This is a genomic window from Arthrospira sp. PCC 9901, from assembly GCF_059013425.1.
Genome location: NZ_CP102296.1, coordinates 1,935,971 through 1,962,664 on the forward strand (window position 1 = coordinate 1,935,971; position 26,694 = coordinate 1,962,664).

Annotated in this window: 35 protein-coding genes; 19 read left to right on the forward strand and 16 right to left on the reverse strand. The window is 47.1% G+C overall.

Features of this window, described 5'->3' with window-relative positions; genetic code table 11:
- Nucleotides 1-105: 105 nt before the first annotated feature.
- From NLZ44_RS08555 to NLZ44_RS08585, 7 genes are all read right to left on the reverse strand, one after another.
- Entirely contained in the window at nt 106-1,278 is a 1,173-nt protein-coding gene (locus tag NLZ44_RS08555) for a pentapeptide repeat-containing protein (protein ID WP_493752496.1), read from the reverse strand.
- A gap of 40 nt (nt 1,279-1,318) precedes the next feature.
- Nucleotides 1,319-1,987, reverse strand: coding sequence for a V4R domain-containing protein (locus NLZ44_RS08560; protein ID WP_493752497.1), 669 nt, complete (start codon nt 1,985-1,987; stop codon nt 1,319-1,321).
- Between the two features lie 47 nt (nt 1,988-2,034).
- The gene (locus tag NLZ44_RS08565) at nt 2,035-2,502 is read right to left on the reverse strand and encodes a globin family protein (protein WP_493752498.1); all 468 of its coding nucleotides are present in this window, start codon (nt 2,500-2,502) and stop codon (nt 2,035-2,037) included.
- Nucleotides 2,503-2,577: 75 nt separating this feature from the next.
- Entirely contained in the window at nt 2,578-2,859 is a 282-nt protein-coding gene (locus tag NLZ44_RS08570) for a hypothetical protein (protein ID WP_493752499.1), read from the reverse strand.
- Nucleotides 2,859-3,557 (reverse strand): V4R domain-containing protein, encoded by a 699-nt coding sequence (locus NLZ44_RS08575; protein ID WP_493752500.1) that lies wholly within the window; start codon nt 3,555-3,557, stop codon nt 2,859-2,861. Before NLZ44_RS08575 ends, NLZ44_RS08570 begins: the two co-directional genes overlap by 1 nt.
- Before the next feature lie 468 nt (nt 3,558-4,025).
- On the reverse strand, nt 4,026-5,168 hold the full coding sequence (locus tag NLZ44_RS08580) for an RNA-guided endonuclease TnpB family protein (RefSeq protein WP_493752501.1): 1,143 nt from the start codon (nt 5,166-5,168) through the stop codon (nt 4,026-4,028).
- Nucleotides 5,169-5,373: 205 nt separating this feature from the next.
- Nucleotides 5,374-6,159 (reverse strand): MlaE family lipid ABC transporter permease subunit, encoded by a 786-nt coding sequence (locus NLZ44_RS08585; RefSeq protein ID WP_111893630.1) that lies wholly within the window; start codon nt 6,157-6,159, stop codon nt 5,374-5,376.
- Nucleotides 6,160-6,357: 198 nt separating this feature from the next.
- Between NLZ44_RS08585 and NLZ44_RS08590 the strand changes: the two genes are divergently transcribed.
- The 3 genes from NLZ44_RS08590 to NLZ44_RS08600 all read left to right on the forward strand — a co-directional run bounded on the left by NLZ44_RS08590 (nt 6,358) and on the right by NLZ44_RS08600 (nt 11,360).
- On the forward strand, nt 6,358-6,759 hold the full coding sequence (locus NLZ44_RS08590) for a fasciclin domain-containing protein (RefSeq protein ID WP_006621124.1): 402 nt from the start codon (nt 6,358-6,360) through the stop codon (nt 6,757-6,759).
- A 99-nt stretch (nt 6,760-6,858) separates the two neighbouring features.
- Nucleotides 6,859-11,037: an NB-ARC domain-containing protein gene (locus tag NLZ44_RS08595; protein WP_493752502.1), complete on the forward strand. Its 4,179-nt coding sequence runs from the start codon at nt 6,859-6,861 to the stop codon at nt 11,035-11,037.
- A gap of 59 nt (nt 11,038-11,096) precedes the next feature.
- Nucleotides 11,097-11,360: an AbrB/MazE/SpoVT family DNA-binding domain-containing protein gene (locus NLZ44_RS08600; RefSeq protein WP_493752503.1), complete on the forward strand. Its 264-nt coding sequence runs from the start codon at nt 11,097-11,099 to the stop codon at nt 11,358-11,360.
- A 43-nt stretch (nt 11,361-11,403) separates the two neighbouring features.
- On the opposite strand, the gene NLZ44_RS08605 is transcribed toward NLZ44_RS08600, so the two are convergent.
- Entirely contained in the window at nt 11,404-12,672 is a 1,269-nt protein-coding gene (locus NLZ44_RS08605; RefSeq protein ID WP_493752504.1) for an RNA-guided endonuclease InsQ/TnpB family protein, read from the reverse strand.
- Nucleotides 12,673-12,767: 95 nt separating this feature from the next.
- Here NLZ44_RS08605 and NLZ44_RS08610 point away from each other — a divergent pair, with 95 nt between their 5' ends.
- The 6 genes from NLZ44_RS08610 (at nt 12,768) to NLZ44_RS08635 (ending at nt 14,807) form a co-directional block, all read left to right on the forward strand.
- On the forward strand, nt 12,768-13,049 hold the full coding sequence (locus NLZ44_RS08610; RefSeq protein WP_006621136.1) for a hypothetical protein: 282 nt from the start codon (nt 12,768-12,770) through the stop codon (nt 13,047-13,049).
- Nucleotides 13,037-13,456, forward strand: a complete 420-nt coding sequence (locus NLZ44_RS08615) for a type II toxin-antitoxin system VapC family toxin (RefSeq protein WP_170189513.1) — start codon at nt 13,037-13,039, stop codon at nt 13,454-13,456. Before NLZ44_RS08610 ends, NLZ44_RS08615 begins: the two co-directional genes overlap by 13 nt.
- Before the next feature lie 62 nt (nt 13,457-13,518).
- On the forward strand, nt 13,519-13,689 hold the full coding sequence (locus NLZ44_RS08620) for a type II toxin-antitoxin system HicB family antitoxin (RefSeq protein ID WP_493752505.1): 171 nt from the start codon (nt 13,519-13,521) through the stop codon (nt 13,687-13,689).
- 230 nt (nt 13,690-13,919) lie between these two features.
- On the forward strand, nt 13,920-14,189 hold the full coding sequence (locus tag NLZ44_RS08625) for a WD40 repeat domain-containing protein (protein ID WP_493752506.1): 270 nt from the start codon (nt 13,920-13,922) through the stop codon (nt 14,187-14,189).
- A gap of 59 nt (nt 14,190-14,248) precedes the next feature.
- The gene (locus NLZ44_RS08630; protein WP_006621160.1) at nt 14,249-14,452 is read left to right on the forward strand and encodes an AbrB/MazE/SpoVT family DNA-binding domain-containing protein; all 204 of its coding nucleotides are present in this window, start codon (nt 14,249-14,251) and stop codon (nt 14,450-14,452) included.
- Between the two features lie 46 nt (nt 14,453-14,498).
- Nucleotides 14,499-14,807 carry a hypothetical protein gene (locus NLZ44_RS08635; protein ID WP_493752507.1) on the forward strand — a complete coding sequence of 103 codons (309 nt, stop codon included), beginning with the start codon at nt 14,499-14,501 and terminating at the stop codon, nt 14,805-14,807.
- A 90-nt stretch (nt 14,808-14,897) separates the two neighbouring features.
- On the opposite strand, the gene NLZ44_RS08640 is transcribed toward NLZ44_RS08635, so the two are convergent.
- Both NLZ44_RS08640 and NLZ44_RS08645 read right to left on the reverse strand, forming a co-directional pair.
- On the reverse strand, nt 14,898-15,110 hold the full coding sequence (locus NLZ44_RS08640) for a DUF2283 domain-containing protein (RefSeq protein WP_493752508.1): 213 nt from the start codon (nt 15,108-15,110) through the stop codon (nt 14,898-14,900).
- Between the two features lie 315 nt (nt 15,111-15,425).
- The gene (locus tag NLZ44_RS08645; protein WP_493752509.1) at nt 15,426-15,749 is read right to left on the reverse strand and encodes a hypothetical protein; all 324 of its coding nucleotides are present in this window, start codon (nt 15,747-15,749) and stop codon (nt 15,426-15,428) included.
- A gap of 57 nt (nt 15,750-15,806) precedes the next feature.
- Here NLZ44_RS08645 and NLZ44_RS08650 point away from each other — a divergent pair, with 57 nt between their 5' ends.
- The 6 genes from NLZ44_RS08650 (at nt 15,807) to NLZ44_RS08675 (ending at nt 17,487) form a co-directional block, all read left to right on the forward strand.
- Nucleotides 15,807-15,968: a hypothetical protein gene (locus tag NLZ44_RS08650; protein ID WP_493752510.1), complete on the forward strand. Its 162-nt coding sequence runs from the start codon at nt 15,807-15,809 to the stop codon at nt 15,966-15,968.
- Between the two features lie 44 nt (nt 15,969-16,012).
- A complete protein-coding gene (locus NLZ44_RS08655; RefSeq protein ID WP_493752511.1) occupies nt 16,013-16,342 on the forward strand; it encodes a hypothetical protein in 330 nt (109 codons plus the stop codon).
- 5 nt (nt 16,343-16,347) lie between these two features.
- Complete coding sequence (locus tag NLZ44_RS08660; protein WP_493752512.1) at nt 16,348-16,755, forward strand: hypothetical protein; 408 nt, start codon at nt 16,348-16,350, stop codon at nt 16,753-16,755.
- Between the two features lie 44 nt (nt 16,756-16,799).
- Nucleotides 16,800-16,964 (forward strand): hypothetical protein, encoded by a 165-nt coding sequence (locus NLZ44_RS08665; protein ID WP_493752513.1) that lies wholly within the window; start codon nt 16,800-16,802, stop codon nt 16,962-16,964.
- A 115-nt stretch (nt 16,965-17,079) separates the two neighbouring features.
- Nucleotides 17,080-17,232: a type II toxin-antitoxin system HicB family antitoxin gene (locus NLZ44_RS08670; RefSeq protein ID WP_493752514.1), complete on the forward strand. Its 153-nt coding sequence runs from the start codon at nt 17,080-17,082 to the stop codon at nt 17,230-17,232.
- 156 nt (nt 17,233-17,388) lie between these two features.
- Nucleotides 17,389-17,487 carry a type II toxin-antitoxin system HicA family toxin gene (locus tag NLZ44_RS08675; protein ID WP_493752967.1) on the forward strand — a complete coding sequence of 33 codons (99 nt, stop codon included), beginning with the start codon at nt 17,389-17,391 and terminating at the stop codon, nt 17,485-17,487.
- 294 nt (nt 17,488-17,781) lie between these two features.
- Here the strand turns inward: NLZ44_RS08675 and NLZ44_RS08680 are convergent, their stop codons facing one another.
- Nucleotides 17,782-17,949, reverse strand: a complete 168-nt coding sequence (locus NLZ44_RS08680) for a DUF5615 family PIN-like protein (RefSeq protein WP_493752515.1) — start codon at nt 17,947-17,949, stop codon at nt 17,782-17,784.
- Nucleotides 17,950-18,074: 125 nt separating this feature from the next.
- Nucleotides 18,075-18,140, reverse strand: a complete 66-nt coding sequence (locus NLZ44_RS08685) for a hypothetical protein (protein ID WP_493752968.1) — start codon at nt 18,138-18,140, stop codon at nt 18,075-18,077.
- A 577-nt stretch (nt 18,141-18,717) separates the two neighbouring features.
- Between NLZ44_RS08685 and NLZ44_RS08690 the strand changes: the two genes are divergently transcribed.
- A complete protein-coding gene (locus tag NLZ44_RS08690; protein WP_493752516.1) occupies nt 18,718-18,987 on the forward strand; it encodes a PIN domain-containing protein in 270 nt (89 codons plus the stop codon).
- Nucleotides 18,988-19,403: 416 nt separating this feature from the next.
- Here NLZ44_RS08690 and NLZ44_RS08695 read toward each other — a convergent pair whose 3' ends face one another.
- The 3 genes from NLZ44_RS08695 to NLZ44_RS08705 all read right to left on the reverse strand — a co-directional run bounded on the left by NLZ44_RS08695 (nt 19,404) and on the right by NLZ44_RS08705 (nt 22,659).
- The gene (locus NLZ44_RS08695) at nt 19,404-20,417 is read right to left on the reverse strand and encodes an RRXRR domain-containing protein (RefSeq protein ID WP_493752517.1); all 1,014 of its coding nucleotides are present in this window, start codon (nt 20,415-20,417) and stop codon (nt 19,404-19,406) included.
- Between the two features lie 332 nt (nt 20,418-20,749).
- A complete protein-coding gene (locus tag NLZ44_RS08700) occupies nt 20,750-21,400 on the reverse strand; it encodes a hypothetical protein (RefSeq protein WP_006621217.1) in 651 nt (216 codons plus the stop codon).
- Between the two features lie 245 nt (nt 21,401-21,645).
- Entirely contained in the window at nt 21,646-22,659 is a 1,014-nt protein-coding gene (locus NLZ44_RS08705; protein WP_493752518.1) for a FecR family protein, read from the reverse strand.
- A gap of 16 nt (nt 22,660-22,675) precedes the next feature.
- On the opposite strand from NLZ44_RS08705, the gene NLZ44_RS08710 reads away from it, so the two are divergent.
- Genes NLZ44_RS08710 through NLZ44_RS08720 form a run of 3 tightly spaced genes read left to right on the forward strand, consistent with a single transcriptional unit; the run spans nt 22,676 to nt 25,676 of the window.
- Complete coding sequence (locus NLZ44_RS08710) at nt 22,676-23,197, forward strand: tetratricopeptide repeat protein (RefSeq protein WP_493752519.1); 522 nt, start codon at nt 22,676-22,678, stop codon at nt 23,195-23,197.
- Between the two features lie 5 nt (nt 23,198-23,202).
- Nucleotides 23,203-25,479, forward strand: coding sequence for a CHAT domain-containing protein (locus tag NLZ44_RS08715; RefSeq protein WP_493752520.1), 2,277 nt, complete (start codon nt 23,203-23,205; stop codon nt 25,477-25,479).
- On the forward strand, nt 25,467-25,676 hold the full coding sequence (locus NLZ44_RS08720; RefSeq protein ID WP_493752521.1) for a hypothetical protein: 210 nt from the start codon (nt 25,467-25,469) through the stop codon (nt 25,674-25,676). The genes NLZ44_RS08715 and NLZ44_RS08720 overlap by 13 nt, the downstream gene beginning before the upstream one ends.
- Nucleotides 25,677-25,700: 24 nt before the next feature.
- Here the strand turns inward: NLZ44_RS08720 and NLZ44_RS08725 are convergent, their stop codons facing one another.
- Nucleotides 25,701-26,621 (reverse strand): glutaminase, encoded by a 921-nt coding sequence (locus tag NLZ44_RS08725; protein WP_493752522.1) that lies wholly within the window; start codon nt 26,619-26,621, stop codon nt 25,701-25,703.
- Between the last annotated feature and the right edge of the window lie 73 nt (nt 26,622-26,694).

Genomic DNA, 26,694 nt, shown 5'->3' on the forward strand with positions numbered 1-26,694 from the left:
TCACCCCAGAGGGCGGGTTTATTAATCTTCTGGTGGTCAGGTGTAATTTTCAGGGGAACCCGCCGCTATATTTCCCTGGGGGAGAGGGAGCCAGAAAGGGGTTCCTCATTTCTTGGATGGTTTGTAAACTTTGCCATTAGGGAGGGTAGCTCCGGCTAATTGAGCGCCTTTGAGTTCAACCCCCGCCAAAATAGCGGCGCGAAGATTAGCTTCTCGGAGGTCAGCCTTAGTTAAATTAGCTCCCGTAAGGTTCGCATCACTCAAATCGACGCGATCGAGATAAGCGCCGCGTAAGTCAGCATGAATCAAGCAAGCACTTTGCAGGTTAGCGCCACTCAGGTTAGCAGCACTAAGATTAGCTTCCATTAACAATGCACCCACCAAAGTAGCTTCACTCAAATAGGCTCCGGCTAGATTAATCCCAGTTAATAATTTTTGGCTCAAGTCCACCCCCCCCAAATCAGCACCACTGAGGTTAACCTTAGTCAGGTGAGCGCCGTTAAGACAGATATCTCGCAAATAGGTTTTGCTGAGATTGGCTCTACTGAGGTTGGCTCTAGTTAGGTTAGCTTGATGCAAATCAGCTTCTACCAGGGATGCTGAGTTGAGATAGGCATCTGTCAGGTTAGCACCGCGCAAATTAGCACGACCAAGATTAGCTCTAGTTAAATCAGCTTCCGTCAAGTTAGCACCCATCAAGTTAGCACGAGTCATTTTGCACTCAGTCAGATTAGCCGCGCTAAGGTTAACATCCTTGAGGTTAGCTGAACTTAGATCAGCTTGGGATAAGTCCGCCTCAGATAAATTAGCTTTAATTAAATAGGCACGAACTAAGTTAGCTGCTTGTAAATTGCTTTTGGTTAAATTAGCGGAACTGAGATCAGCTTTGTGCAAATTGGTTTTGATAAAAATGGCCTCGGTTAAATCAGCCCAATTTAGATGAGCCGATTCTAGGTTGACACCACTTAAAGTTGCACCTTGTAGATTGGCTCCATTGAGACTAGACCCGCTGAGGTTAGCCCCAGTTAAGTTAGCTCCACTGAGGTTGACTTTACTTAGATTTGCTAAACTGAGATGAGCGCCGCTGAGATCGGCTTCACTAAAATCAGCCCCAATCAGTTGTGCTCTGTTATTGATCTGTGAGGCTCCTACGCCGATGGTAGAGATACTACTACTTTCGGGATGGTTGCTGGTGGTGAGGATAATGCCACGCAGGCTAATTCCTTTAAAGTTTCTCTCTCCTTCTGCATATCGACTGATAAGTTCTGTGGCATCCATAGGTTAGGGCAAAAATCAATCTGGTTTAACCTCCCATAGGTTATCCAGACTTTTGTTGGCAAAGTTGCCGGATAATGGTGTCATGGTCTTGATTTTCATCAACCATTGCTTCTGCACCCTTGAGGCGATCGCTCAATCCCAGAATAAAGCAGTTATAATCTGCCCCCTGGGATTGACAACTCGTTTGGATACAATGCAAATCACGGCCAGTTAACTGGCTAAAAAAGATGCTCAATAACCCTGCCTCTAGGTAGCAAACCGGCCGTTTCCATTCGGGAGCATCATTGCTAAAGGGGGAGTTAGTGGTCTTAATCAACAGAAATCCTTGTTGATAATAAGACCCATCTATATCTAAAGTTCCCCAACCGTGAGTTTTCCAACATTGTTGTAAGCACTGAGTAAATTGTATCATTTCCATACTGCCGAGGGGCTGATGGTAATATTCGGCGATTTCTTCGCAAAATCTGACGTAAAAGTGTTTACCCCACCAACGACCACAGTTAAATAGTACCAGACGGGCTGCTTGACCTGTTTCTTGTTCTAGGCCCTTATAAATGGCTCTGACTAGGGTATCCGGTAGGGCTAAAATGCGATCGCCGCGCCGATTTTCCAATAAACCGAGTTCTAAATCCCCCCTAACGTAACTATTAAATGCGAAGTAGTTGCCTGGTAGTTGATTTTGTTTAAGTAGATCATCAATTTCTATCATGGTTGGTCTCCTTGTTTAAGCAATAGACAATCATCGGCATAAATCAGCTAATCTGAGTCAGTCAGTAAGGTGTCTTTAGCGAGATTGAGGTTATCTTCCAGGTAAATCATGGCTTTAGGAGAGAGCATTTCTTGAAGGCGGGCTAGTAAAAGTTCATGAATTTTGGTTTCAATGGTTTGACTTTGGCGAGTCTTGACAAAGCCTCTGAGCCAGTCTAATACATTATTTTTTAGGTAGTCGTTATCATCAAGCAAGATAGCCATTGCACAATGACGCATAATCAGAATCCAATGTTGTAGAGATTTTTCCACAAGGGGCTGTTGTGCATCAGGGAAAGCCGTTTGTAATTGTTCGACAATCGGTTCAAAAATGGCCCCTTCGCGATCGCGTAAAAATTCATAGACCTTGAGTCTTTGAGCCAAAGTTGAGGTATGGCGCTTAAATTCCTGAAGTTCTTCAGGTTTAAGATAGCGATTTTCAGCTTGAGTCAACAAGCTATTAATATCTGAGGACATAAGGTTTACCTTGGAATTATGGATGTGGGAGTTGGATTATGTGGTCAGATTTTCCCTGATAATTAACTTATAGTTTTAGAACAAATTTACCAGATCGTCGATGGTGACATCATCTTCTGTTTCTGGCGAATTGTCGGCCGAAGAAACCGATGAGTTATTGGCGAATACTCCGACTTCTGGTTTGCCTTCCCATACAAACCGACTAAAAAATTCCGCCACAGAAATGCTCAAGGTTTCTAAGTCTTCACCCTGGGTGCTATTGGGGCTGGGGGAACTTTGGGTAGTTCCTTGCCAATTAAGATTATTAAAGAATTCTTGAACAGAAATAGATAGCCAGTGGTTGTGTTGGTCAGTCATTATCTTCGGTTTCCATCTTGTAATTTCCGTTGAATATCCCGTGCTGTTGCTCCTTCATTCAGCCAGAATGCTGCTGCATCAATGCGATCGGGGTTGCCCAGTAGAAATTTACAGTAAGTTTCCCCCATGGAGTAGCATTGCAGTTCAATGCAACTGAGGGGTTTTTTAACCAGCGTGCTAAAAAATCCCGAAAATAGCCCAGCGTAGATGTGACAGACAGGTTTTCCCACATCTCCCAGACTACGAGCCACAGCCGAGTCAAATAGATTAATAAAAATGCAGCCATGTTGGCGATCGCTCATATCCACCTCCCATCGTCCCCAACCTTGGGCCGTAAATGGCCACCACCAGGTTTCCAACAGGAACATGAGGTTAGACTTGCGGATACTACGGCCAAATTCTTCCTCAAACCATTTTTGGAAAAATTCCGCATCTTCTAGTCCCCACTGATGTCCAATCGTGTACATAATCACTGATGAAGCCGGACCAACTTCTTCTTCCAATCCTTCTACCAGACCAATAATAAAATCTTCGCTAGTTAGGACATTGCGGGAGTTATTCCAATCCGTGATCGAACCCGTGGACGATTCCAGGCTAAAAAAATCTTGAAATCTATAATGGTTATGAGCCTTGGGATTATAGCGTTTCAGCAGAGATTCTGTCTTAATTTCGTTGGTAACCGGAGAAGTTGAGGTCATTTGTATAATACTCCTTTTTAATGAGGTGGACCCAAAGTAGACGCAAATAAGTTTCTTAATTTTAGGGGATTTTTAGACCCAGTAGGGTTGAAGGAACCGAATACCCATAGCTGGCCAACATATATCAATCAGCCGATACCCTATCAGTCCCTAGGCTGAGGGGAAGTAGATACCCGCCTATTGTTACTGCCATCTATTCTGGCTGGTCTTCCTGGCCGTCGCGACCCCTTGAGTCATGCTTTGCACCCCAAAGAGTCCCCATAGTAGGTCAATTCATCCCTTGACCCCAAGGAATCCTGTTATCCAACCAAGGGGTTGAAATTCCGGTTAGGCAATTTTTCGCCTGAACCCTACCCAGAATAGACCGTATATAGACCCTCTTTACTAATTTAACTGAAGGCACGTGATGATGGCTGTGAAGTACCCCACCCTCAACGTAGCAGGGTGGGGCTTCCTACCCTCAAGAACTTAACTCTTGATACACAGTGTTTCAACTGTCTGGTTAGGCGTAGATTCGGACACTTCCTGCCCTATTTGAAACTCAGCAAACTGCAAAAGGTTTAGACAAGCATTAACATCACTGTCATGGAATGTATGACATTCAGGACAATTCCATTCTCTATCTTTTGGGGTCAAATCCTCCTTGATATATCCACAATTATAACATCTTTTAGAAATCGGAAATGATCTATCTACCCGGTAAATTTCACAGCCGTATAATTCCCCTTTATATTCCAAAAGCGTTAAAAATTGTCCCCAGTCTACATCACTAATCTGTTGGGCTAATTGGCGATTTTTTACCAGGACTTTGATTTTCAAGTCTTCGCAACTAATGGCTTGGTTATCGCACGTTAGTTTCAGACTAATTTTATGTTGGTAATCTAATCGTTGATTCGCTACTTTTTCGTTGATTTTCGCTACCCTAATCCTCTCTTTTTTGCGATTATTAGAGCCTTTGACTTTTCGACTTAGCTTCCTTTGTCTAATTTTCAAGCGTCTTAATGAACGCTCAAAATAACGGGGATTAGCAAATTTTTCGGCTTTTGACGTAATGGCAAAATCTTTTAACCCTAAGTCCATGCCAATTTTTTCCCCATTTAAAGGAGCTTTAGGGATTTCTAATTCAGCAACAATACAAGCATAGTATTGACCTGATGCTGTTTGAGTAATTGTGACGCTTTTGATTTCCCCTTCAATTTCTCGATGAATCACCATTTTAATCTGGGTCATTTTCGGCAATTTCAGCTCGCCGTCTTCAGTGATTGAGAAATATTGAGGGACTCGAAAAGACTGCTTATTTGACCTTTTCTTAAATTTAGGGAATTTCGACAATCCTTTAAAAAATCTCACATAAGCAGTTTCTAAATCTTTCAAAGTTTGCTGTAAGGATTGGGAATTAACTTCTTGTAACCATTCATATTCTTTTTTGAGATGAGTTAGAAGTTTAGACCATTCTTTATATCTCAAACTCTTTTTACACTCAGCATAGACATCGGTAGTTAAGCGCAAAAAATGGTTATAGACAAATCTAGAACAACCAAAACATTTAGCTAAAAATGCTTTTTGTTCTGGGTTCGGATAGAGCCGAAAACGGTATGCCTTATTACCCATGCCTGATACCTGATTCCTTGAACTTATTATAGCATAGATTATCTATTTTGATAAAAAAAGTTAAGTTTGGTTTTGTTGTCCGATCAGACGTTAATAGATTGGTCGGGTATTCATCCCCACCTGGTGAGAAGGATGGAGTATTCTGTCGGACATTTTCCATAAATTTCTGATCTAGTTGATCGGGTCTGGCTAAGGTCATGGGTATTCAGATGGCGGAAAATGTGACTTTGAATAGTAACCAGGATAAAAAGAAATCGAGAATAAAGATAGCCAGCAGGGATGTAACTACAGCAGTTGTAGTTGATTGTCCGACTCCTTTAGCGCCTCCCGTCGTCGTCAGACCCCAACTGGTTCCAATCACAGCGATCGCCCACCCAAAGACCAAGGACTTAATTTCCGCGCTAATCAAATCCCACAATCCCATTAAATCTCGAATCGAATCGAGGAACAGCACCGATGGTATATTGTAAAAACTCGTAGCTATGAGTAACCCACCTGCTAACCCCGTAATCAGACAAATGATGGTCAGTAGGGGAAGCATGAGAGAACAAGCCAGGACACGGGGAATCACCAGATAGTCCACCGGGTCAGTTTTCATCATATAAAGCGCATCAATTTGTTCTGTAACTCGCATAGTTCCCAATTCAGCAGCAAAAGCCGAACAGACCCTTCCCGCAATAATCACAGAAGTGAGAACCGGGGTAAGTTCACGGCTGAGAGACAAAGCCAGAACTCCTCCCACCAAGTGACCTGCGCCCAGGGTAATAAATTCCTGTGCCACTTGAATAGTGAACACCATACCCACGAAACTAGCCGTCAGCAGGGCGATAAATAACGATTCTGGACCAACGATCGCCATTTGTTCTAGGGTATTGCGGCGGTGAATTTTCCCCTGTAGGATGTGCAGCAGAACCTGTCCCCCCAAAAACAGCGAGGCGATAAAGCGTTGAGTCCAAATACCAAGGCTAGAACGGGTTTTAGTAGGATTCAAGGAACTGACTATGGTTGCAGTAGCAAATTGTATACCTGGTGGCTAGTAGCCGTAGTCCGATGATATCATTATATCAAACTTCCTATCATTTCCGCATCCGCCCGTCCCCCGTTGGTGGTTGCCAAGCTGAATTTTAGCTCCAATTTAGTCTAGGATTAAGTGGAAATTGTTATTTTCGAGTTGGGTAAATTAGGATAAATGGCGGATATTGTAGATATAGCAGTGAGTGCCGGGTGTTTCACCACCTTGGTGGCAGCCGTACAGGCAGCGGGATTAGTGGAAACCCTGAAAACTCCCGGTCCTTTTACGGTTTTTGCGCCCCATGATGATGCTTTTGCGAAACTCCCCCCCGGAACTGTTCAGACCTTAGTGCAGAACCCACCCCAGTTAGCGCGGATTTTAACATATCATGTGGCTGCTGGCAAGTTCCTGAAGGCAGACCTAGAAAAACTGGATTATTTAACTTCGGTGGAAGGTGCGCCTATTTCTCTGAATTTTACCGAGGGATTTGAGGTGAAAAATGCCACAGTTATCAACCCGGATATTGAAGCAGACAATGGGGTGATTCATGTCATTGATACAGTCATTTTAATGGGGTGATATTCCCAGTTACCAAGACCGGAAAAATCCCCGCCCACCCCCCAGGTTTAAGTAGACAATCAAGGCAGTTGTAGTCAGTGCATTCGTGGCAGGATAACCATGGATTTAAATAGGTTGATTCTTTTGAATAGTCCGCTATTGGGGGGAACCGCTTTGTTGGGGTTGGGTGCTATTGTCACCGGAGCATTAAGCGGACCTGTTTTAGCCCTGGGGACTAATGTTACCTATGGCTTAATTGCTAACAACCTAGGCACATTAATAGACCGATTACGCAGCCAGAGTAGCGATGTGCTGCGGAATGAAGATATCGCCAAAGCCGCCGGACGCACCGTAGCCAAAGCCTTGACGGAAAAAATCAGCCCCAAGTATCCCGATATTCGGAAGTCCTTAGATAAATTGGGCGACAATATCGAGGGTTATTGGGTGGAATGGGCCGAACAAGCCCAAACCCTGAACCTGTTTGAAACCCTCCAAGAACAGCAATTATATCAGATTTTCTGCCAACCACCGGAGCAGTTTACCGAGTATCAGGTTCTACCGGAACCGGAATGGCGGGAGGTCGTCACCTGGTTATTCCAACAGGGATGCGAGAAGGGGGTTTTGGGGGATACCCCGGAGAGTTATCAAGATGTCATCACCGACTTGGCGGCGGAATTAGCCACCAACTTTAACAAACACTTGCGCCAAGTCCTCAAAGATGATGCCAATAACGGGGGGAAAGCCTTTGTGGGGATGTTATTTGACCTGCATGGGGCGACGTTGGCGAAAATTGACGAGATTCGGGACTATTTACCGCAACTGGCGACCCGTGAGGATATGCGCCGGGTATTGGCTGCCATTGCCCAATTACAACGCCCCAGCCAAGCCGCACCCGCCACCCCTTGGCACGGTTTAGGGGCTGTGGATACGGTTCCTAAACTCCCCCCTCATTTTCTCCCCCGTCCTGAAGATATTGCGGCATTAAAAGAACGACTCTTGACCCCCAACCATCAAACCCTGGTGATGACTGGACAGGCGCAAAAAGTCGGGTTACAGGGGATGGGCGGCTTAGGGAAAACGGTGTTAGCGGCAGCCTTAGGGCGGGATAACGACGTGCGGCGACAGTTTCCCGATGGGATTATCTGGCTGACAGTGGGGATTAAGCCGGACTGTATCGCCCTGTATCAACGCATTGCCACCACCTTGGGGGAAACCAGTGCCTATCAGGAAGGGGAACCGCAGTGGAATGCCTATCTCTCCAATCTGTTGCGAGAGAAGCGTTGTTTATTGGTGCTGGATGATGTGTGGACACAACCCGAAGCCGAGCGATTTGTGGAGGTGTTGGGGCCGGACTGTCGCCTGTTGCTGACGACGCGGGATGCTCGGTTAATTGCGGGTTTGGGGGCGAATGGCTATGAGTTGGGGATGCTGGATGATACCCAAGCGCGACAATTATTAGCGAATTGGGCGAGAGTCCATGTCGAGATGTTACCGCCGGAAGCCGAGGCGGTGCGGAAACATTGCCGGAATTTGCCCTTAGCCTTGAAGTTGGCGGGGGCGCAAGTGGGCATGGGCAACAGTTGGGCGGATTTGGTGACGGCGTTGGATGCGGCGGATTTGCACTATCTCGACTCTTCCGAGGGCAGTATCTATAAAGTCCTCAAAACCAGTGTGGAGCAGTTAGCCGCACCCTTGCGACAGGCGTATTTAGACTTAGGGATTGTGGCAGCGGATGTGCAAGTGTCGGAGGCGGCGTTAGTCAAGTTGTGGGGACGGCGGGGGGATATGTCGGACTATCGGTTGCGGCAGTGGTTGACGGAGTTGGCGCAACGGGGGTTAGTGTTTGTGTCTGGGGAGTCGCCCTCGCGGTGGATGTCGCTGCATGACGTGCCGCAGAAGTATTTACGGGAACAGGTGCAGAATCCGGCGACGTTGCATCGAGACTGGTTGCAGAGTTATGGCGGTGGCAAGTTTCCCTGGACGGGGGCGGAGGTGGCGGCAGAGGTTTATCTGTATCAGCAGGGGCTTTATCATTTCCGAGAGGCGGGGGAAATGGAGGCGTTTCGGCGGTTGTTATGGGATTTTGATTGGTTACAAGGGAAGTTAGAGGCGACGGATAGTCGGGCGTTGTTGGCAGATTTTGAGGCGGTGACGGTTGGGGAGAGTCGGGACAGTCTGCTGAAGCGGGTGGAAGGGGCGTTGCGGTTGTCGGCTCATGTGTTGGAGCAGGATAGCAGTCAGTTGGTTAGCCAGTTATGGGGGCGGTTGTTGTCATTTGTTGACTCTCCCCAACCCACTGGGAATCAGGAGGATCTAAGTTCTCCCCAACCCTATCGTTATTTCTGGGAAAGAATCCCCATTGTAGGGCTATACTTGCCGAAATATGCCCCTCGTCAAGGGCAAAAAGTCAATCGTTCCCCCCTGGCTACGGCGGAATCTTCCCGCATCGCCCAACTGCTCACCCAAGCCGAGCAATGGCAGGACAAGCCCTGGTTTCGTCCTCTCATTGCCAACCTCACCCCTCCCGGCGGGCCACTGATTCGCACCTTCAGCGGGCATAATAGCCCGGTATATGCAGTAGCGATCGCCCCCGACGGGAAACGAGCCGTCTCGGCATCTTTGGATAAAACCCTGAAACTGTGGGATTTGGAGACGGGGACGGAACTGGCTACCCTCACCGGGCATAGTAGCGGGGTAAATGCAGTAGCCATTACCCCCGACGGGAAACGAGCCGTCTCGGCATCGGATGATAAAACCCTGAAACTGTGGGATTTGGAGACGGGGACGGAACTGGCTACCCTCACCGGGCATAGTAGCTGGGTAAGAGCAGTAGCCATTACCCCCGACGGGAAACGAGCCGTCTCGGCATCCTATAACACCCTGAAACTGTGGGATTTGGAGACGGGGACGGAACTGGCTACCCTCACCGGGCATAGTAGCTGGGTAAATGCAGTAGCGATCGCCCCCGACGGGAAACGAGCCGTCTCGGCATCCCATGATAACACCCTGAAACTGTGGGATTTGGAGACGGGGACGGAACTGGCTACCCTCACCGGGCATAGTAGCGGGGTAAATGCAGTAGCGATCGCCCCCGACGGGAAACGAGCCGTCTCGGCATCCTCGGATGAAACCCTGAAACTGTGGGATTTGGAGACGGGGACGGAACTGGCTACCCTCACCGGGCATAGTAGCTGGGTAAATGCAGTAGCGATCGCCCCCGACGGGAAACGAGCCGTCTCGGCATCCTCGGATGAAACCCTGAAACTGTGGGATTTGGAGACGGGGACGGAACTGGCTACCCTCAGAGGGCATAGTTTCTGGGTAAATTCAGTAGCCATTACCCCCGACGGGAAACGAGCCGTCTCGGCATCTTTGGATAAAACCCTGAAACTGTGGGATTTGGAGACGGGGACGGAACTGGCAACCCTCACCGGGCATAGTAGCGATGTAAATGCAGTAGCGATCGCCCCCGACGGGAAACGAGCCGTCTCGGCATCGTTGGATAACACCCTGAAACTGTGGGATTTGGAGACCGGGACGGAACTGGCTACCCTCACCGGGCATAGTAGCGGGGTAATGGCAGTAGCGATCGCCCCCGACGGGAAACGAGCCGTCTCGGCATCGGGGGATAACACCCTGAAATTGTGGGATTTGGAGACGGGGACGGAACTGGCTACCCTCAGAGGGCATAGTTTCTGGGTAAATTCAGTAGCGATCGCCCCCGACGGGAAACGAGCCGTCTCTGCATCCAGGGATAACACCCTGAAACTGTGGGATTTGGAGAGGGGGACGGAACTGGCCACCCTCAGAGGGCATAGTAACGATGTAAATGCAGTAGCGATCGCCCCCGACGGGAAACGAGCCGTCTCGGCATCGTGGGATAACACCCTGAAATTGTGGGATTTGGAGACGGGGACGGAACTGGCTACCCTCAGCGGGCATAGTAGCTCGGTAAATTCAGTAGCCATTACCCCCGACGGGAAACGAGCCGTCTCGGCATCGGGGGATAACACCCTGAAACTGTGGGATTTGGAGAGGGGGACGGAACTGGCTACCTTCACGGGGCATAGTAACCATGTAAAAGCAGTAGCCATTACCCCCGACGGCAAACGAGCGGTCTCAGCATCAAAGGATAACACACTGGAAGTGTGGGATTTGGAGACGGGGGATGTGTTAGCCACCTTTACCGGGGATGGTGCGATGCTTTCCTGTGCGGTTGCACCGGATGGCGTGACGGTGGTGGCGGGGGATAATGTGGGGCGGGTGCATTTTCTGCGGTTAGAGGGGTTGAGGGGTTAAAATCACTGTGGACTATCTAATTTTGTTAGAATTACCGAAATATATCAACTGATTCACTCATGGAAATTGCCAAAGTCTCCGAAACAGGACAGATTATCATTCCACCGGAAATGCCGAAAATCTATAGCTTGGACGTGGGGACAGAAATCATCTTGACTGATACAGGCAAAGGGATTTTAATTCAGCCCAAACCGCCTTTTCATCCTACTACTTTAAATGAAGTAGCCGGGTGTTTGAAGTATAACGGTTCACCCAAAACCTTAGAGGATATGGAAGCGGCTATTCGCCAAGGCATTCAGGAGCAATGGCATGATTGCAGTTGAACCCAATATTTTGACATACTCCCCGCCCTAAAGGACGGGGATTCTAAACAGCCTCACGGTCTGTTCTTTCTGGCTCATCCACAACACTTAAATCAACAGGTTGCCCCATCAATCCAGAGGTGTTCATGTCCCCAGACGTTTCAACTATTTCTAGCTCCGTTCCCCTATGCCCTAGGGTACGGTTCCAATCTGCTCCCACCATCTCTAATCCTCGCTTGAGGATATTCAGCGCCGCATTCTCATCCCGACACATCTCCAATCCGCAGCGAGGACAATCATGGGTTCTAGTGGACAAAGATTTAGGGCTACGATGCCCACAACGAGAACAGTCTTGGCTCGTGAATCGCGGCTCTACTGCCACTACAACCTTGCTCCAGATTTTGCCATAGTAGTCTAGCCAATCTGTGAACTGACTCCATCCAGCATCGCTAATTGACTTAGCCAGATGATGATTCCTGACCAAGTTTCTCACCTGCAAATCCTCATATGCCACCAAGTCGTGAGACTTGACCACGCACCGGGCTTGCTTAATCGCCCAGTCTTTACGCTGGCGTTGGATTTTGAGGTGTACTTTACCCAGCTTTTGACGTTGTTTATGGTAGTTCTTGCTTTGCCGCTTAACCCCCTTTCTGAATCGTTTGGACAGGCGACGTTGTGCCCGTTTAAGGCGTTTCTCACCCTTTCTCAAAAACTTGGGACATTCCACCTCTTGCCCATCCGAGCCTTTGATGAAGTATTTCAGCCCCAAATCCAGACCCACCACAGAGCCGGTATACTCCCCCTCCTCTCGCCGTTCCACTTCCAAAGCAAACTGGGCATAGTAGCCATCAGCCCGACGAATGACTCTCACCCGATTGATTTTGGAATTAAGCACCAAAGAACGAGCCTCACCATTCATCCACAGCCCAAAGGAGCCAGCTTTGAATCCGTCGGTGAAGGTGATGATCATTCCGTCTTGAGAAAGTTTCCAGCCGGAGGTTTTGTATTCCACTGAGCGGGAATGCTTCTTGAACTTGGGATAGCCTTTCTTGGCGGCTCCTTGACGGCAGCGGCGGTAGAAGGTGTTGATAGATTGCCAAGCGCGTTCAGCAGCGGCTTGTCGAGCTTGGGAATTAAGCAATCCCATCCAAGGTTGCTCAGGATCCTTTGCCAAAACAGCGCACAGCTTTTGCAGGTCATTTTTGCAGACACCACGCCGTTCCATCCAATGACGGAGACAGCGGTTGCGGACACATTGGGCAGTGCGGATTGCCTCATCCAATCGGGCAAACTGCTCAATACTCCCTGATAGCTTGGCTTCTCTGATTAGCATGGTATTATCCTAACATATTGCAGGATAAAGCCGCCCTAAAGGGCGGGGCTTTAGACCCAGTTTTTTCGGTAAAATGCTATTCAAAACATCAAACTATGCTAGACATAACCCTAAATTGGAAACCAGACCCCCAAACCTTGACCCAACTGGTACAGGTCGCCATCCAAGAACAGAAAAGTTTAGAAACTCTGCTCGATGAGGCGATCGCTCAGTATCTACAAGCAAATTTAACCCCTAACCCCCTTTCCCCATCCCCCACTCCCCCCGACCCCTTTCTCACAGGTCTCTATGACGGTAGTGCCGAACTTTCTACCGAAGCAGAAGCCATCCTCACCGCAGAAATTCAATCTGCTTCGGGCTTATCATGGAAAAAATAGGGGCGATCGCTGATACTGGATTTGTAGTTGCCTTGCTCAATCGCAAAGATCGCCAGCACGTTGCTGTTGCCACAATTTATCAACAGCACCCAACCATTGCCCTTCCCCAACCTGCACTAACCGAAATTGCTTATTTATTGGGGCGAGATGCGGGAATTCCTACCGTAGTTCAATTTTTGCGATCGCTGGACAAAAGCCGCTTTCAAGTCATTTCCCTAACTTGGCCCGATACTCAACGAGTTGCCCAAATTTTGGAAATGTATCAAGATAGTCAGATTGATTTTGTTGATGCTTGTGTCATGGCGATCGCTGAACGCTTGAACTTACAAACCGTTCTTACCTTAGATCGTCGAGATTTCAGCATTTTTCGCCCTCAGCATTGTCAAGCCTTTAACCTGTTACCCTGATGCCGTTCTAGATGAAAAAGCAAAATCTGATTTTGTTCAAATGACCCAAAAACCCAAACACCATGAAAATCAAAGCAATCATTTGGCAAGAAAAAGATGTTTGGTGTGGTTCAGTCCCCGCCCTTCCCGGTTGCCACACCTGGGCATCCAGTCATGAAGAATTGTTAGTCATGCTCGCAGATGCCGTCCAAGGTTGGCTCGAAGTTGCCAGCGAAGAACCCGAAATTCTCTAATGCAATACCTCCTCGATACTTGTGTTATTAGTGACTTCATCAAAGGTGAACCCGGCACTCAAAACAGAATCAAGCAAACCGCCTCAGTCAACTCTCTTCTTCAGAGCCAAGTTCTGGCCGCGTAAATTGTTGGAAGGTCATTATGGTTAGGGATAATTGAGAGATTTGAGGGTTGATGGTAGCTTCTCAACTCTAGCAACTCTGCATCAAGGGCGATCGCACCGGGTGAAATGGCGATCGCACTACGGGAAGCGATGGGAGGACAGAATAACGGGGTAGAAGCAGTAGCGATCGCCCCCGACGGGTTCCTAGCGGTCTCGGCATCCTGGGATAACACCCTGAAACTCTTGGATTTGGAGACGGGGGAAGTGTTAGCCACCTTTATCGGGGAAAGTGGTGCGATGAAGTCCTGTGCGATCGCACCAGATGGGGTGACGGTGGTGGCGGGGGATAGTGGGGGTCGGATGTATTTTCTGCGGTTGGAGGGGTTGAGGGGTTAATATCACTGTGGACTATCTAATTTTGTTAGAATTACCGAAATATATCAACTGATTCACTCATGGAAATTGCCAAAGTCTCGGAAACAGGACAGATTATCATTCCACCAGAAATGCGGAAAATCTATAGATTGGACGTGGGGACAGAAATCATCTTGACTGATACAGGCAAAGGAATTTTAATTCAGCCCAAACCGCCTTTTCCTCCTACTACTTTAAATGAAGTAGCCCGGTGTTGGAAGTATAACGGTTCACCCAAAACCTGAGAGGATATGGAAGCGGCTATTAGCCCAGGCATTCTGGAGCCATGGCATGATTGCAGTTGATACCCAATCTGGGAAAAAGTTACCATTATGTATGGGTAGACTGGCGGGGTTTCCCTTGAGATGGCTACAGGATTTTGGCTCCGGTCAGAGGAGAAATTGTCGAAATCTGGCGAGTTTTACATGGCAGACAAGACCGAGAAGAATGGTTGAGCGATTGATGGCGAGGAAGGATGAAAATAGCTGCAGCCATTCTAACCCCAGATGCGATCGCTTTGTTAATCAGGTTTGGGTGAGAAGGCAAAGGTTAGGGCAGCCACCGGATTTCTGGGATGTGGGTGGGAAGCGTTGGTTCTGACGGAAACCTGGGATAAAATCATAACTGTCCCACCTCACCCCCTGTCCAAATCACTATCGGGTAAGCATTGCCAAAGCGATGACCACAAACTTAGAGCGCTACTGTTTCAAAGGCAATGCGTATGGGATTATCAGAATGCGGTAAAAAGTTGAGCTTTTCAAACCCAATCACTTGCCCCTGTTGGTCCTTCATTAAAATCACCTCATCCCCCGTTTCTTCCGCTTCCACCTCATCTTGAGGATTACCAAACCAGACAACAAGTGTATTGCCGGTGCGGTCATAGAATACTTTTACTTCTGCCATAATTGCTCTCCTTCCTTAATAGCACTGGTTCGATAGGCTGTAATTAAAAATCCTTCTCCATTTAAGCGTCTAGTCACCGCACAAACCCAACGTTTTGTACCATCATTACGGTAGAATAGGTAAACCTGAGCATCAGTGTTACTAAGACGAACTTCGTCTGGGTCGCTTAATGTATTTTATACGTCGGTCAAGCGGTTGCTCATGATTGGATGTTTAACGGTGACAATAAACTGCCAATACTCGGCAGTTGTGCGAACACAGAAGCCAAGAGGGGGGACGATTTCAAAGAGGATTTCAGGATTCGATGAGGAATCATCATTCATAAACCGATTTGGCGATCGCCACATTCATCGAAAAATTCGCCCCCACATCAAAGGTGGGGTCAATACCAATCAGATCCACCTTCGTCCGCCTCGGCTCATCAATCCCCTCAATCTCCTCCCACACCCACTCCCTCCGCAGCGTAGAAAGCAGATGCAGGTTGTGGGGGTCGGTGGGTTGCTGACTCATAAAAACACCAGAGAGCGCACAGCCCATTATAGCCCCTTCCCCAACCCGAACCTGACCTCCAGCTAAAGCATCGAAATAACTGACAATTTCTTCCCAAGTCCCCTCGATTTCTAGCGGTTTTGCCGTCATAGAATATCTCGCTCAATACTAGGATTAAATTCATTATAGGTTGCTTCTAACGATCAGATGCTGGAACTGTGGAACTTAGCGACAGGTAAACAATTAGCCACCTTTATCGGGGATGCTCATATGCTTTCCTGTGCCGTTACACCGGATGGGGTGACGGTGGTGGCGGGGGATGAGTCCGGGCGGGTGTATTTTCTGCGGTTGGAGGGGTTGAGAGGTTGAGAAACTGGGTTGCTTAACCCGATTGGGGTGAGGAGGCAAAGGTTATGGCAGAAACCGGATTTCTGGGATATGGGTGGGAAGGATTGGTTCTGACCGAAACGTGCGATAAAATCATAACTGTCCCACCTAACCCCCTGTCAAAATCACTCCTTTTTCAATTTATGATGACACTTACAGAACTACTCCCAGCCATTAAGCAACTTTCACCCCTTGACAAAATTAAACTGATTCGCTTGTTGGCTGAAGAAATGGAATCACGAGAAAAAATTGCCCCTTTAGAACCCGGTAAAGCCTATAATTTACCCACCCCATACAATAGTTTTGGGGCGGGGGCGATTCTGATGCAGGTCATAGAGTCCAGTGATGAGGCTTAATGACCATGCGATTTCGTTACTCTACCACTGAGTCATCCCAAAACGAATTTGATAGCCTGCCGCGAATCCCCATAATTATTCGGCGAGAGGGTTATACCGTTGAAGCCCTTGGATTAGTTGATAGTGGTGCAACGGTAAACGTCATGCCTTATGATATGGGAGAACAATTAGGGGCTGTCTGGGAAGACAACAAGGCAATCATTCAACTGACTGGTAATTTAGGAAAACAACCCGCGATACCTTTTTCGGCAATGGTTCAAATTGGCGATATTCCACCGATTCAGTTGGTGTTTGCTTGGACAAAAAACCTCGATACATCTCTGATTCTAGGACAGACAAACTTTTTTATGGAATTTGATGTGTGTTTTTACCGTTCCCGGATGGAATTTGAGGTTAAACCTAAGTCTCTGTAAACGGTAGGGCCTGCAAATTCATATCTGAAACCGGAAGGTAAACTATGACTCAACAAGTTCCCGAACCCAATGCCGAGTTACTATCCGTTGATGATATTCATCAAGATGTGATGACCCTAACAACGGTTTTAGAACCAACCATGCTGAACGCAAAGCCTATCAGATTTTATCCCAACCAGATATCCGTAATTTGCGCGATCGCATCCTAGCCAAGGGAATTTGTAGCACAGAAGAGTCAGCCATAGAACGCGCCCTGACCCTCTTAATAACTGAAAGTTGAGAAAGCGAGTTTTTGTTTGTTCAAATAGCCATTAGAGAAAAACGATGAAAATTAAAGCAATGATTTGGCAAGAAGATGATCTGTGGTGCGGTTCAGTCCCCGCCTTTCCCGGTTGTCACACCTGGGCATCGAGTTATGAAGAGTTGTTAGAAATGCTTGCAGATGCGGTTCTTTCTTTGGCTGGAAGTGGCGAGTGAACAACAAGAAGTCACCCCGGAAAAACAAGTCATTGAGCTGTCTTTATGAAATCCATTTCTGGGAAAGCACTCTGCAAAATTGTTGAACAGCAGGGTTAGCAGCTAAAAAGAATCACGGGTAGCCATCATATTTATGCAAAAGAGGGGGTTACGGCTATTCTCTCAATTCCAGTCCATAGCAATCGAGATTTACCGACTGGAACCTTAAGAGGCATTCTTAAAGATGCTGGGATGACAGAGGACGACTTGCAATAAACCTCGATCGCAGCAAGAAACCGGGTTTCTGCGCTAGATTTCGGTGAGGAAGCAGAGATTTTGTTAGAAACCCGGTTTGTGAGGGTTGCTGGGATCTGGGTGAGGGGTCAGTGAAGATTTAGGCGTATAGCAATTGATTTTTAATCTCACTTGCAGTCAGTGTATAAACTAAAATGCCAACTCGCCGTGCCACTTCATAAGCATTTTTCTGAGGAACTATAATAATGCCCCCATGTTCCTTGCCCTCTGCCATATACTGAAGATGTAATTGCTCAAAATCAACCGGATTATGAGTCAGGATACACCGACCCCCACACTGGCAAATTCCAGTTGCTCGCTATCCGTCCTGCCGATCGCCCCCTGTTCGGGAACCGTAGTGATATCCAAACCCCGGGCTTTGAGAAGGGTGGCAACTAAAGCCGACATATCCTCATCGGTGTAAAGTGTTGCCGTAGAGGTCATAATGTACTTAACACCGACTTAACAGAGGGATGGACTAATTCATCAGGTACTCGGTTTTTTTCGATGTAATCATTAATTTCCCCTTGATTATCGAGATAAAAACTCAAGGCATCAAACACTTGTGCTCAAGTCAAATGAGGCAAATGACTGAGAATTTCTTCGGGCATAATGCCCATTCGCCATAGCCCCACAATGGCGCGAACTGATGTCCGAGTGCCTGTGATAATAGGTTCTCCGCCTCAAATCTCAGGGTTGCGATTAACATACCGTGACAGGGCTTTAGTCGCCATGATGAACTACTCCATTGTAAAGTTAAGAAACCGAGGTTCTGGGCAAATTTTACCAAATTGTAGAATGCTAAGGGGTTCAAGAACCACTAATTATGGTAAACTTCGATACCCAATTGGGGTGAAGAGGCAAAGGTTATGGCATTGGGTCATGCTTGGCTGAGGTAGAGGGTGGCTGGGATGATTTGCTCAAAGCCTTAACCTGATGATCGGCGATCGCCCTCTGGCGTTTCCAGAAGGTAAAAGAGTAGATACAGCACCCCAGGAGCTAGATATGACACTCAACGAACTCTGGTGGTCAGGGATTCATCAACTCAACCCCCCCACCACCAGACCCAGAACTCCAACCCGCTAACTTTCCCAACGAGGGCTATTGGCTGGTTGCGGTCTTTGATCGACACTTCAGGGCGATCGCACCGGGTGAAATGGCGATCGCACCACGGGAGGCGATCCGAGTTGACGAAACCCTGTTGGGCGAACCATGAAAATCATTCTTGATACTAACATCATTTCAGAACTCATTCAGCCCATGGGTTCTGGTGTCATCCGCGAATGGTTAACCCGCCAAAACGGTGCATCACTGTACACAACCAGTATGACCCAAGCCGAAATTTTGTATGGTATTCAAATTCTCCCCGAAGGACAGCGACGACAGAAATTGCCCGACGGAGTATTGATCGTCTTTGAACATTACTTAACAGAGCGAATTTTAGCCTTCGACAAAAAGCCGCTGAACTTTATGCCCAAATAGCAGCGAACCGCAAACAAATCGGCCGCCCCATCTCACAATTTGATGCACAAATCGCAGCCATTTGTCGAGTCAATCGGGCAACATTAGCGACCCGCAATATCCGCGACTTTTTGGATTGTGGAATTGAGCAGGTTAATCCGTGGGAAGCCCAGCGATGAACTGCCTAAATTGTCAACCAGACCCCCAAACCTTGACCCAACTGGTACAGATTGGAATTCAAGAATCGAAACGTTTAGAGAGTCTACTGAATGAGGCGAATAGGGGCGATCGTCCAATATTTACAAGCAAATTTAGCCTAATACGATGGCTGGGTCTCCCACTACCCCTGAGCCATTCATCAGAAACCTCCAGGAGCTTGGAAACCCAGTGTCTTCAGACCTGGGAGGAAAAGTGACTCGTGCGGCTTTAGCCGCCTACTAGCTTGCAGCATATTGAAATCTCCATGAATTGAATGACAAGAACTTGATATCTGAAGGCTTCGCGTTTGGGCACAATCGCTTACCTGTTTCCAGAGAATGTAGACTCACTCGCCCTTTCGACGCACCGCCGATGTAGACAATGCCATATTTGGGATGCTTGGCGATTCCACCTCGCTTAAACCCTTCTGAAATCGTCCCACCATAAGGTGAACGAGTTCCGCCCTTACTGGGTTGAAATCGATGCAACTGTCTACGGTGAAATCGGAGCGGAATCACTACAATCAGTTCGTTGTTATCGGGTTGCTCGTGCCCTTCGGTGTACCAGTTTGCTAAGACCCAACTATCAACACAGTGAGCAGAAAACTTATCTGAAAGCTTCTGCTTTGATTTCTTGAGTCCTAACTGATTCCGAAGTTCTGCGGTTTCGTGTCCCTTCAGAGTGTGAAGAATTGCAATTCGCTCTAGCTCTGAGTAGAACCACTTCTTACCCACTTCAATCGGACTGAATAACACATTCCACTGGCCACAGTTCTTGAACGTCCGCGCTTTGATGTCTTCGACAACAAAGGCAGTAACCGGGAATAACTTGGTGAGCCAGTGACAGATTCGTAATTTCCATTGCCATCGCGCTTTCGTGCTAGGTGGGATTCCGCCTCGCTTACGATTTTGGCAATTCTTCCGGCAAGGAGTATTACGGTATCTTCGCGCTCTCCGAGCATTGCGCTTCGCTTCGACGGCATTCTTGACCCAATCCACTGCATGAGCCTGGATATTGAGATAGGTTCTCGTTCTTGACTTCACCGTAAAGCCTTCACGCTTTGAACCCGGATCAATCCCAACTGCAACAGGCTGAGTGAATCGTGATGATGGCTCTACATTCAGACGGGCACACAGTACGCCTTTCTTGCAGAACAAGGTTGCTTTGCCTGACTTGTTCCACCGAATTGCTCGGTTCAAGGTCGTGGGCATTAGTGGACGCTGATTTATATCGACAACTGGTACAGATTGCATGGCGGTAAGCCGTTAATGTACATCTCTTCGACGCTGACGACTCAAGGGACTAGGGATTAGAGAAGCGTCTCTAGTGTTGGTTGCGCTGCCACGCGCTAAGTCGTTCAGTTTGCCTTGTGGCGTAGTCTAGTCCTCGTGTTTAACCTGAACTTGCTCTATGGCTTGAGCTTATTCAAGCCCCGTCTCTTTAGAGCGGGGTACATGACAATAGAAACCAGATTTCTTGGCAAGATTTAGATGAGGATGCAGAGATTCTACTAGAAACCCGGTTTCTGAGGTTGTAGGTGGTTGAGGTTGAGAAACCGGGTTTTTTTGACTATTCGTGGGTTACTTTAGCGGAAGAGTACATCTGAACGCATTGTCAGGGTCAGATCTTGTTCTGGGTTAATCACAACGACATCCACCTGACCGCGACCAATGAAGACTCCCGCCAGAGCCCCTAGTCCCGCGCCGCCGAGAACTTCCTCAGTGGCGATCGCTTTATCTCCGAGTACCCCCGCCAAAGCCGCCGCCGCCGCCGCACCCACAGCAGCACCTTTAAGGATATTACCAGCAGAAGGACCACGACGGACGGTTTCCGTGCGGGTGACAACGTTAGAATTAGCATCAAGACGATATCGGCGATTGTTGCTGATAATCACCTCATTAGCCACAAACTGAGAACCACCAGAAGCGGGTCGCAATTCCCCAACAATTTCCGCCCCTGCGGGTATCCAAACCCGTCCTTGGTTAGTACGGATATCTTGGGCGACTACCATAGTCAGAGCTGTCGTTTCTGTGGGGGTGAGAACGATTCTATCAGCTTCTGGGTATTCCACGGGGATAGTTGTTCCGGCGGAAATTCTTTCCCGTTGTAGAGAACCCGGTAATTGTTGGGCGCGCGCTACGGTTTGATGCAGCAATAGAGGGGCTGCTAGTCCAGTAGTTAAACCGAGGGTGAGGAAGATAGATGTAGCAGAACGGTAGAGTTTTTGGTGGAACATAGTTTACATTATCCTCGGGTGTAAATTAATTGATTTGTCTCTATTGACGTGGGTTGTTTGAATTTAGTTCACAATTTCTGGAGAAATTTGTTTAACCCGGACAGTTAAAGTTGGCAAAAAGCTGACGGAAACGGCGATCGCTTTTCGGCGACAGGGTAAGTTAATTAGGCTTTACTGGCGGTATTTATCACATAAGGGCTCACCCTGTCTCTATAGTCTATCTGGGTTAAATGTTAACGGAGATTTTAGGGAACAGGCACAGAATATTCTCTTTCTCGGACGGAGGGACCTCTGACCACAATGCGGAAGCGACGAGACGGGGGGAGGTTGGCGATTAAATCGAATTTACCTTCAGAATCCGTGACGATCGCCCGATTATCAATATAGACTATATCCATCGGATCAACTTGTCCTACAATTCTAGCTCTCCTAGGGCTAAGTCGCGTTACCTGAAACACTTGTAAATCAGACAAAGGTGGAGTTAGATCAGCAACAGTGGGGGGTAGGTTAGGGTTAACTACGGAAAATTTGTGTCTGTTAACTTGGGTTTCTTGTCCCTGTGCGGAAGTTCCGACAATACCTTCAACGGTGCTAATACCCGTTTTACCATCTGGTCCAACATCGACCCCAAAGGAAGTTCCCCTAACTCCAGCGACAGTTACAGGGGTTTCTACTCGAAAAGGGGAGGCTTCCACAGACTCTTGAGAGTTTTGGGAGTCTTGGCTAAATATTCCTTCCCAGTTTAGGGCGGCGATTTCCTGGGGGGGGTGAGAAGCGGTAGAATTACGGAATGGGGCGCTAACAAAACGGGCGATGGAAGACCTAACCCGACCTTCGGAAATAAAAACAACGGTTTCTTGGTTAGGGTCGAGTCCTGGTTGTCCTGATAGGCTTCTAATTTCCAGGGTGGTGTTTTCTGCTAATTCCAAAACACCGATATTGCTATCTACTCGTAAAATAGCGATCGCACGTCTTCCGGTTGTGATCACGTCTCCCACCCCTAAGCGATCGCCAAATTGGGCTGGTCTACCATTAATGGTAACTCTCCCCTGGAGTTCCTCTACCATCAAACTGCGGGTGGCGGTCCGGTCAACCTGGGATAATGGGGAGGTATTAGCGATCGCCGGTTTAATAGCCCCGAAGATACCTAATTCCATCATGGTAATGGCGATCGCCGTCATTCCCGGTATCAGAAAGAAGGCATACTTGAAAAAGTTGTCACCGTTGGGCTTTAGCCAACTCGTCCCTGTTGTTACCATTTTCCTAATTAAATCTATGCTGTCGCTTCAGTTTACGCAATTTACCCGCCGGGTTATCCCCTTAGTTGCTGTGGTCTCCTTAGCTTTAGTCGGATTTACTCCGATTTTAGTTGCCATAGGTGAGGAGGTTACTACCCCAGATCCACGTCTGACAGAGGCTGATACCGCTTTTGCTGCGGGGGTAAAATTAGTACAAGAGGGATCTCCAGAATCTCTACAACAAGCCCTGGTTGAGCTTAACCAAGCCCTAATATTGTATCAACAACTGGGTTTAGGGTCTCAGGCGGCTGAGACTTTCCTGGGTTTGGGATTAGTTTATAAGAGTTTGGGGGATTTGCGATCTAGTTTAGAGGCTTATCAGGAGGCTTTGAGTTATTATCAGAGTAGCGATCGCATTTTGGATGCTGCCTATAGCCTCAACCAAATTGGCAAAATTCATTATGAGTTAGGGGATTATCAAAAAGCAGTTGAAGTCTATCAACAGGCGATTATTTTTTATACTCAAGGGGAGATCTCCGGGGGAAAGCCTACGCTTTAAATAATTTGGGGGCGGTATATGAACCTTTAGGGAAGTTTCAAGAAGCCCTGGAAGTTTACACCCAAGCCTTAGAATTACACGAGCGGGCTAATAATAGGGTAGGATTGGCTAGTAGTCTGAATAATTTGGGTTTGCTTTATGATACTTTGGGGAATTTTGAACTTAGTTTAGATTATTATAAGCGATCGCTTAGTTTGTGGCAAGAGTTAAATCATGCCCATGGGGAAGCTAGTACCCTCAATAATATAGGGTTATATCATGAGTCTCAGGATGATTTCGAGCCGGCTTTACAAAGTTTTCAACAGGCTTTAGCACGATATCAGGAAATTGGCGATCTTCGCGGAGAGGCTACTACTCTTAATAATATTGGCTTTACCTATACTAGGTTGGAAAACTGGAATGCTGCACAACAGTCTTATCAGCAAGCCTTACCTTTATGGGAGGAAATTGGCAACCGTAGCGGACTGGGAAGCACTTTAAATAATATGGGTGTGGTTTCTGCTGCACTGGGAGAGTTTGACCGGGCTTTAGAATTTTATCAGCAGGCTTTAGTTATACGCCAAGAAATTGGCGATCGCTCTCGGGAAGCCCTATCTTTATATCGAATAGCGATCGCCCATAGGGGTAATGGTAATCAAGATGATTCTTTAATGGCTATTCAAGCCGCTATTGAGATTATAGAAGACTTGCGGACTAATGTAGTTAGCCAAGATTTAAGAACCTCATTTTTTGCATCCAAACAAGAATATTATGAGTTTTATATTGACTTGTTAATGGACTTCCATCAACAAAATCCGGGACAAGGATATGATGGTTTAGCCTTAGCAGTTAGTGAACGAGCAAAAGCGCGATCACTTTTAGATTTACTAGCCGAAATTTCCGGAGAAGTTCAAGGAGGTATTGACCCGCAAATACTAGCTGAAAAACAACAAATTCAGCAACAATTAGCCGCTGCAGAAGAACGTCGCATTCAACTACTCAGTCAACAACATACAGACTCTCAAAAAACCGCTATTGATCATGAATTAGAACAGCTACTAATTAAATACCGCAGTATTTTAGGTCAAATTCGCGCTACCAGTCCCCGCTATGCCGCCCTAACTCAACCCGAACCCTTAAATTTAGCAGAAATTCAAGAAAGCGTTATCGACCAAGAAAGTGTATTGTTGACTTATTCTATTGGTGAAAAACGGAGTTTTCTCTGGGCGGTTACTTATAACTCTATTAGTAGTTATGAACTGCCAGGTCGAGAAGTTTTAGAAGCCGAAACCAAGAGGTTTCGGGATAGTTTTATTTTTGGGAATCTCAGAATTAGACGAACTTTAGCAGAAACTGCTGGAAAAAATTTGGGTCAAATCCTCCTCGCGCCCTTATCTAATTATACTAATAAAAGTAGGGTTTTAATAGTACCTGATGGAGTCTTAAACTTTGTCCCTTTTGTCGCCCTCGCTTATCAATCCAGTGATGAAGAATATCGACCATTAATTATTACCAGAGAAGTCGTAACTCTCCCATCAGCTTCCGCTTTAGCGGTTCTGAGAAATGAACTTTTTGGCCGGAAACCAGCAGAAAGATACTTAGCAATTTTGGCAGATCCGGTGTTTGGCACTAATGATGAAAGATTGCATAATAATAATGAGATTACTTCAACTTCTTTGCCTCCTGATTTAGAGCAATCGGCGCGAGAGTCCGGCATCTTATTTGACCGCCTACCTTTTACACAGACGGAAGCCGAACAAATTGTATCTTTATTTCCCGCAGAATCTTTTAGCAAAGAATATGGTTTTGCGGCTACCCGCGAGGTGGCTATCAGTGATAAAATGAGTCAGTATAGAATTATTCATTATGCTACTCATGGGATACTCAACAGCCAAAATCCTGAACTGTCTGGCTTGGTGCTTTCCTTGGTTAATCCTGACGGTCAGCCTGTCAATGGTTTTGTGAGACTACATGATATTTTTAACCTAAATTTACCCGCTGATTTAGTGGTTTTAAGTGCCTGCGAAACGGGTTTAGGGCAACAGGTTAGGGGAGAAGGTTTGGTGGGACTTACGAGGGGATTTATGTATGCTGGCGCGGCGCGTGTGGTGGTGAGTTTATGGAGTGTAGATGACCAAGCTACAGCAGAATTAATGGTGTTATTCTATCGTTATATGCTCGACAATGGTCTCTCCCCCGCCGCCGCACTTCGTCAAGCACAAATTGAAATCTGGCAAAACTCTCAATGGCATTCTCCCTATTATTGGGCGGGTTTTACTATTCAGGGAGAATGGCAAAATTAGCGAGATGGTGGGTACGCGATCGCTTCATAATCACCAACCCAGGAAGTGATGAACCGCGTATTCTATTAATGATTGATGAACTGGTAGCGTCAGACCCTTGTATAATAAGTGTTATGGGAATGAATGAACCTGACGCACCAGATAGTCAATTATGGAATTGTACGCGATCGCTTGATCATCAAAGACCTAGGAAGTGATGAACCGCGTACCTGATTAAGGATTCAATTAAAAATACTCAGATTAAGCGATCGCACTATTTCTTCAATTAAAAATAAACCGGCTACTGAATTTCCGGTATCATCAAGAGGAGGACTATAACAAGCGATCGCCCCCCAACCGGGAATCACCGATAGGACTACCCCACTGACTCCCGACTTAGTAGGGACTCCCACCCGGACCGCAAATCGACTAGAGGCTTCATATAACCCACAGGTCATCATCAATGCTTTCACCTGTCTACAGGGTTCTATCCAAGTCGGTTGAGGAGGCTGCAATAATAACATCCCCAATTTAGCCAGATCTTCCACTGTGGCAGACAAACAACAAATATGATTGTAAGCGTCAATAGCAGCGATCGCGTCAGAAATAGTCCCCCGGTGATATAATTCCGTAGTGATGGCATCATTACGAGAATTGGGGGCCGAACGCACAGAATTGAGCGTATCGTGATCCAATTGCAGACAACAGCCGCCCCAGTGATTTAACCAATCACATAATACTTGGCATCGTGTTTGTCCATCAGGGCCAGGAAGCAACGCCGATAAAGCGATCGCACCACTATTAATCATAGGATTACGGGGCCAGCCACCATCAGCCTGCAATTGTTCCAGAGAATTGAACGGGTAATCAGAAGGTTCCATTCCCACCTGTGCAAATATGCGATCGCCCCCCAACTCTACCAACATATACAACAACAGAAATGGCTTAACCACACTCATCAGGGAAAATCTCAGATCACCATTGCCTAATAAATAACAGTTCCCCTGGGAATCTAAAACTTGAACTGCGAATGCCTTTGGACTCGCCATGGCTAACTGAGGAATATAGGTCGGTAAACTGCCTTCATCGCTGCGAGACGTAGCAGCTTCAACCCATGTCTCTAGTTGCACCAGGTTTAAACTCAATCTTGCCCGACTATTCATAGGCTTATAGATTAACCAAAACTCTATTATCTATTTTGACTCCGATTTGGGAGAGTTATATAAACCACCAGAT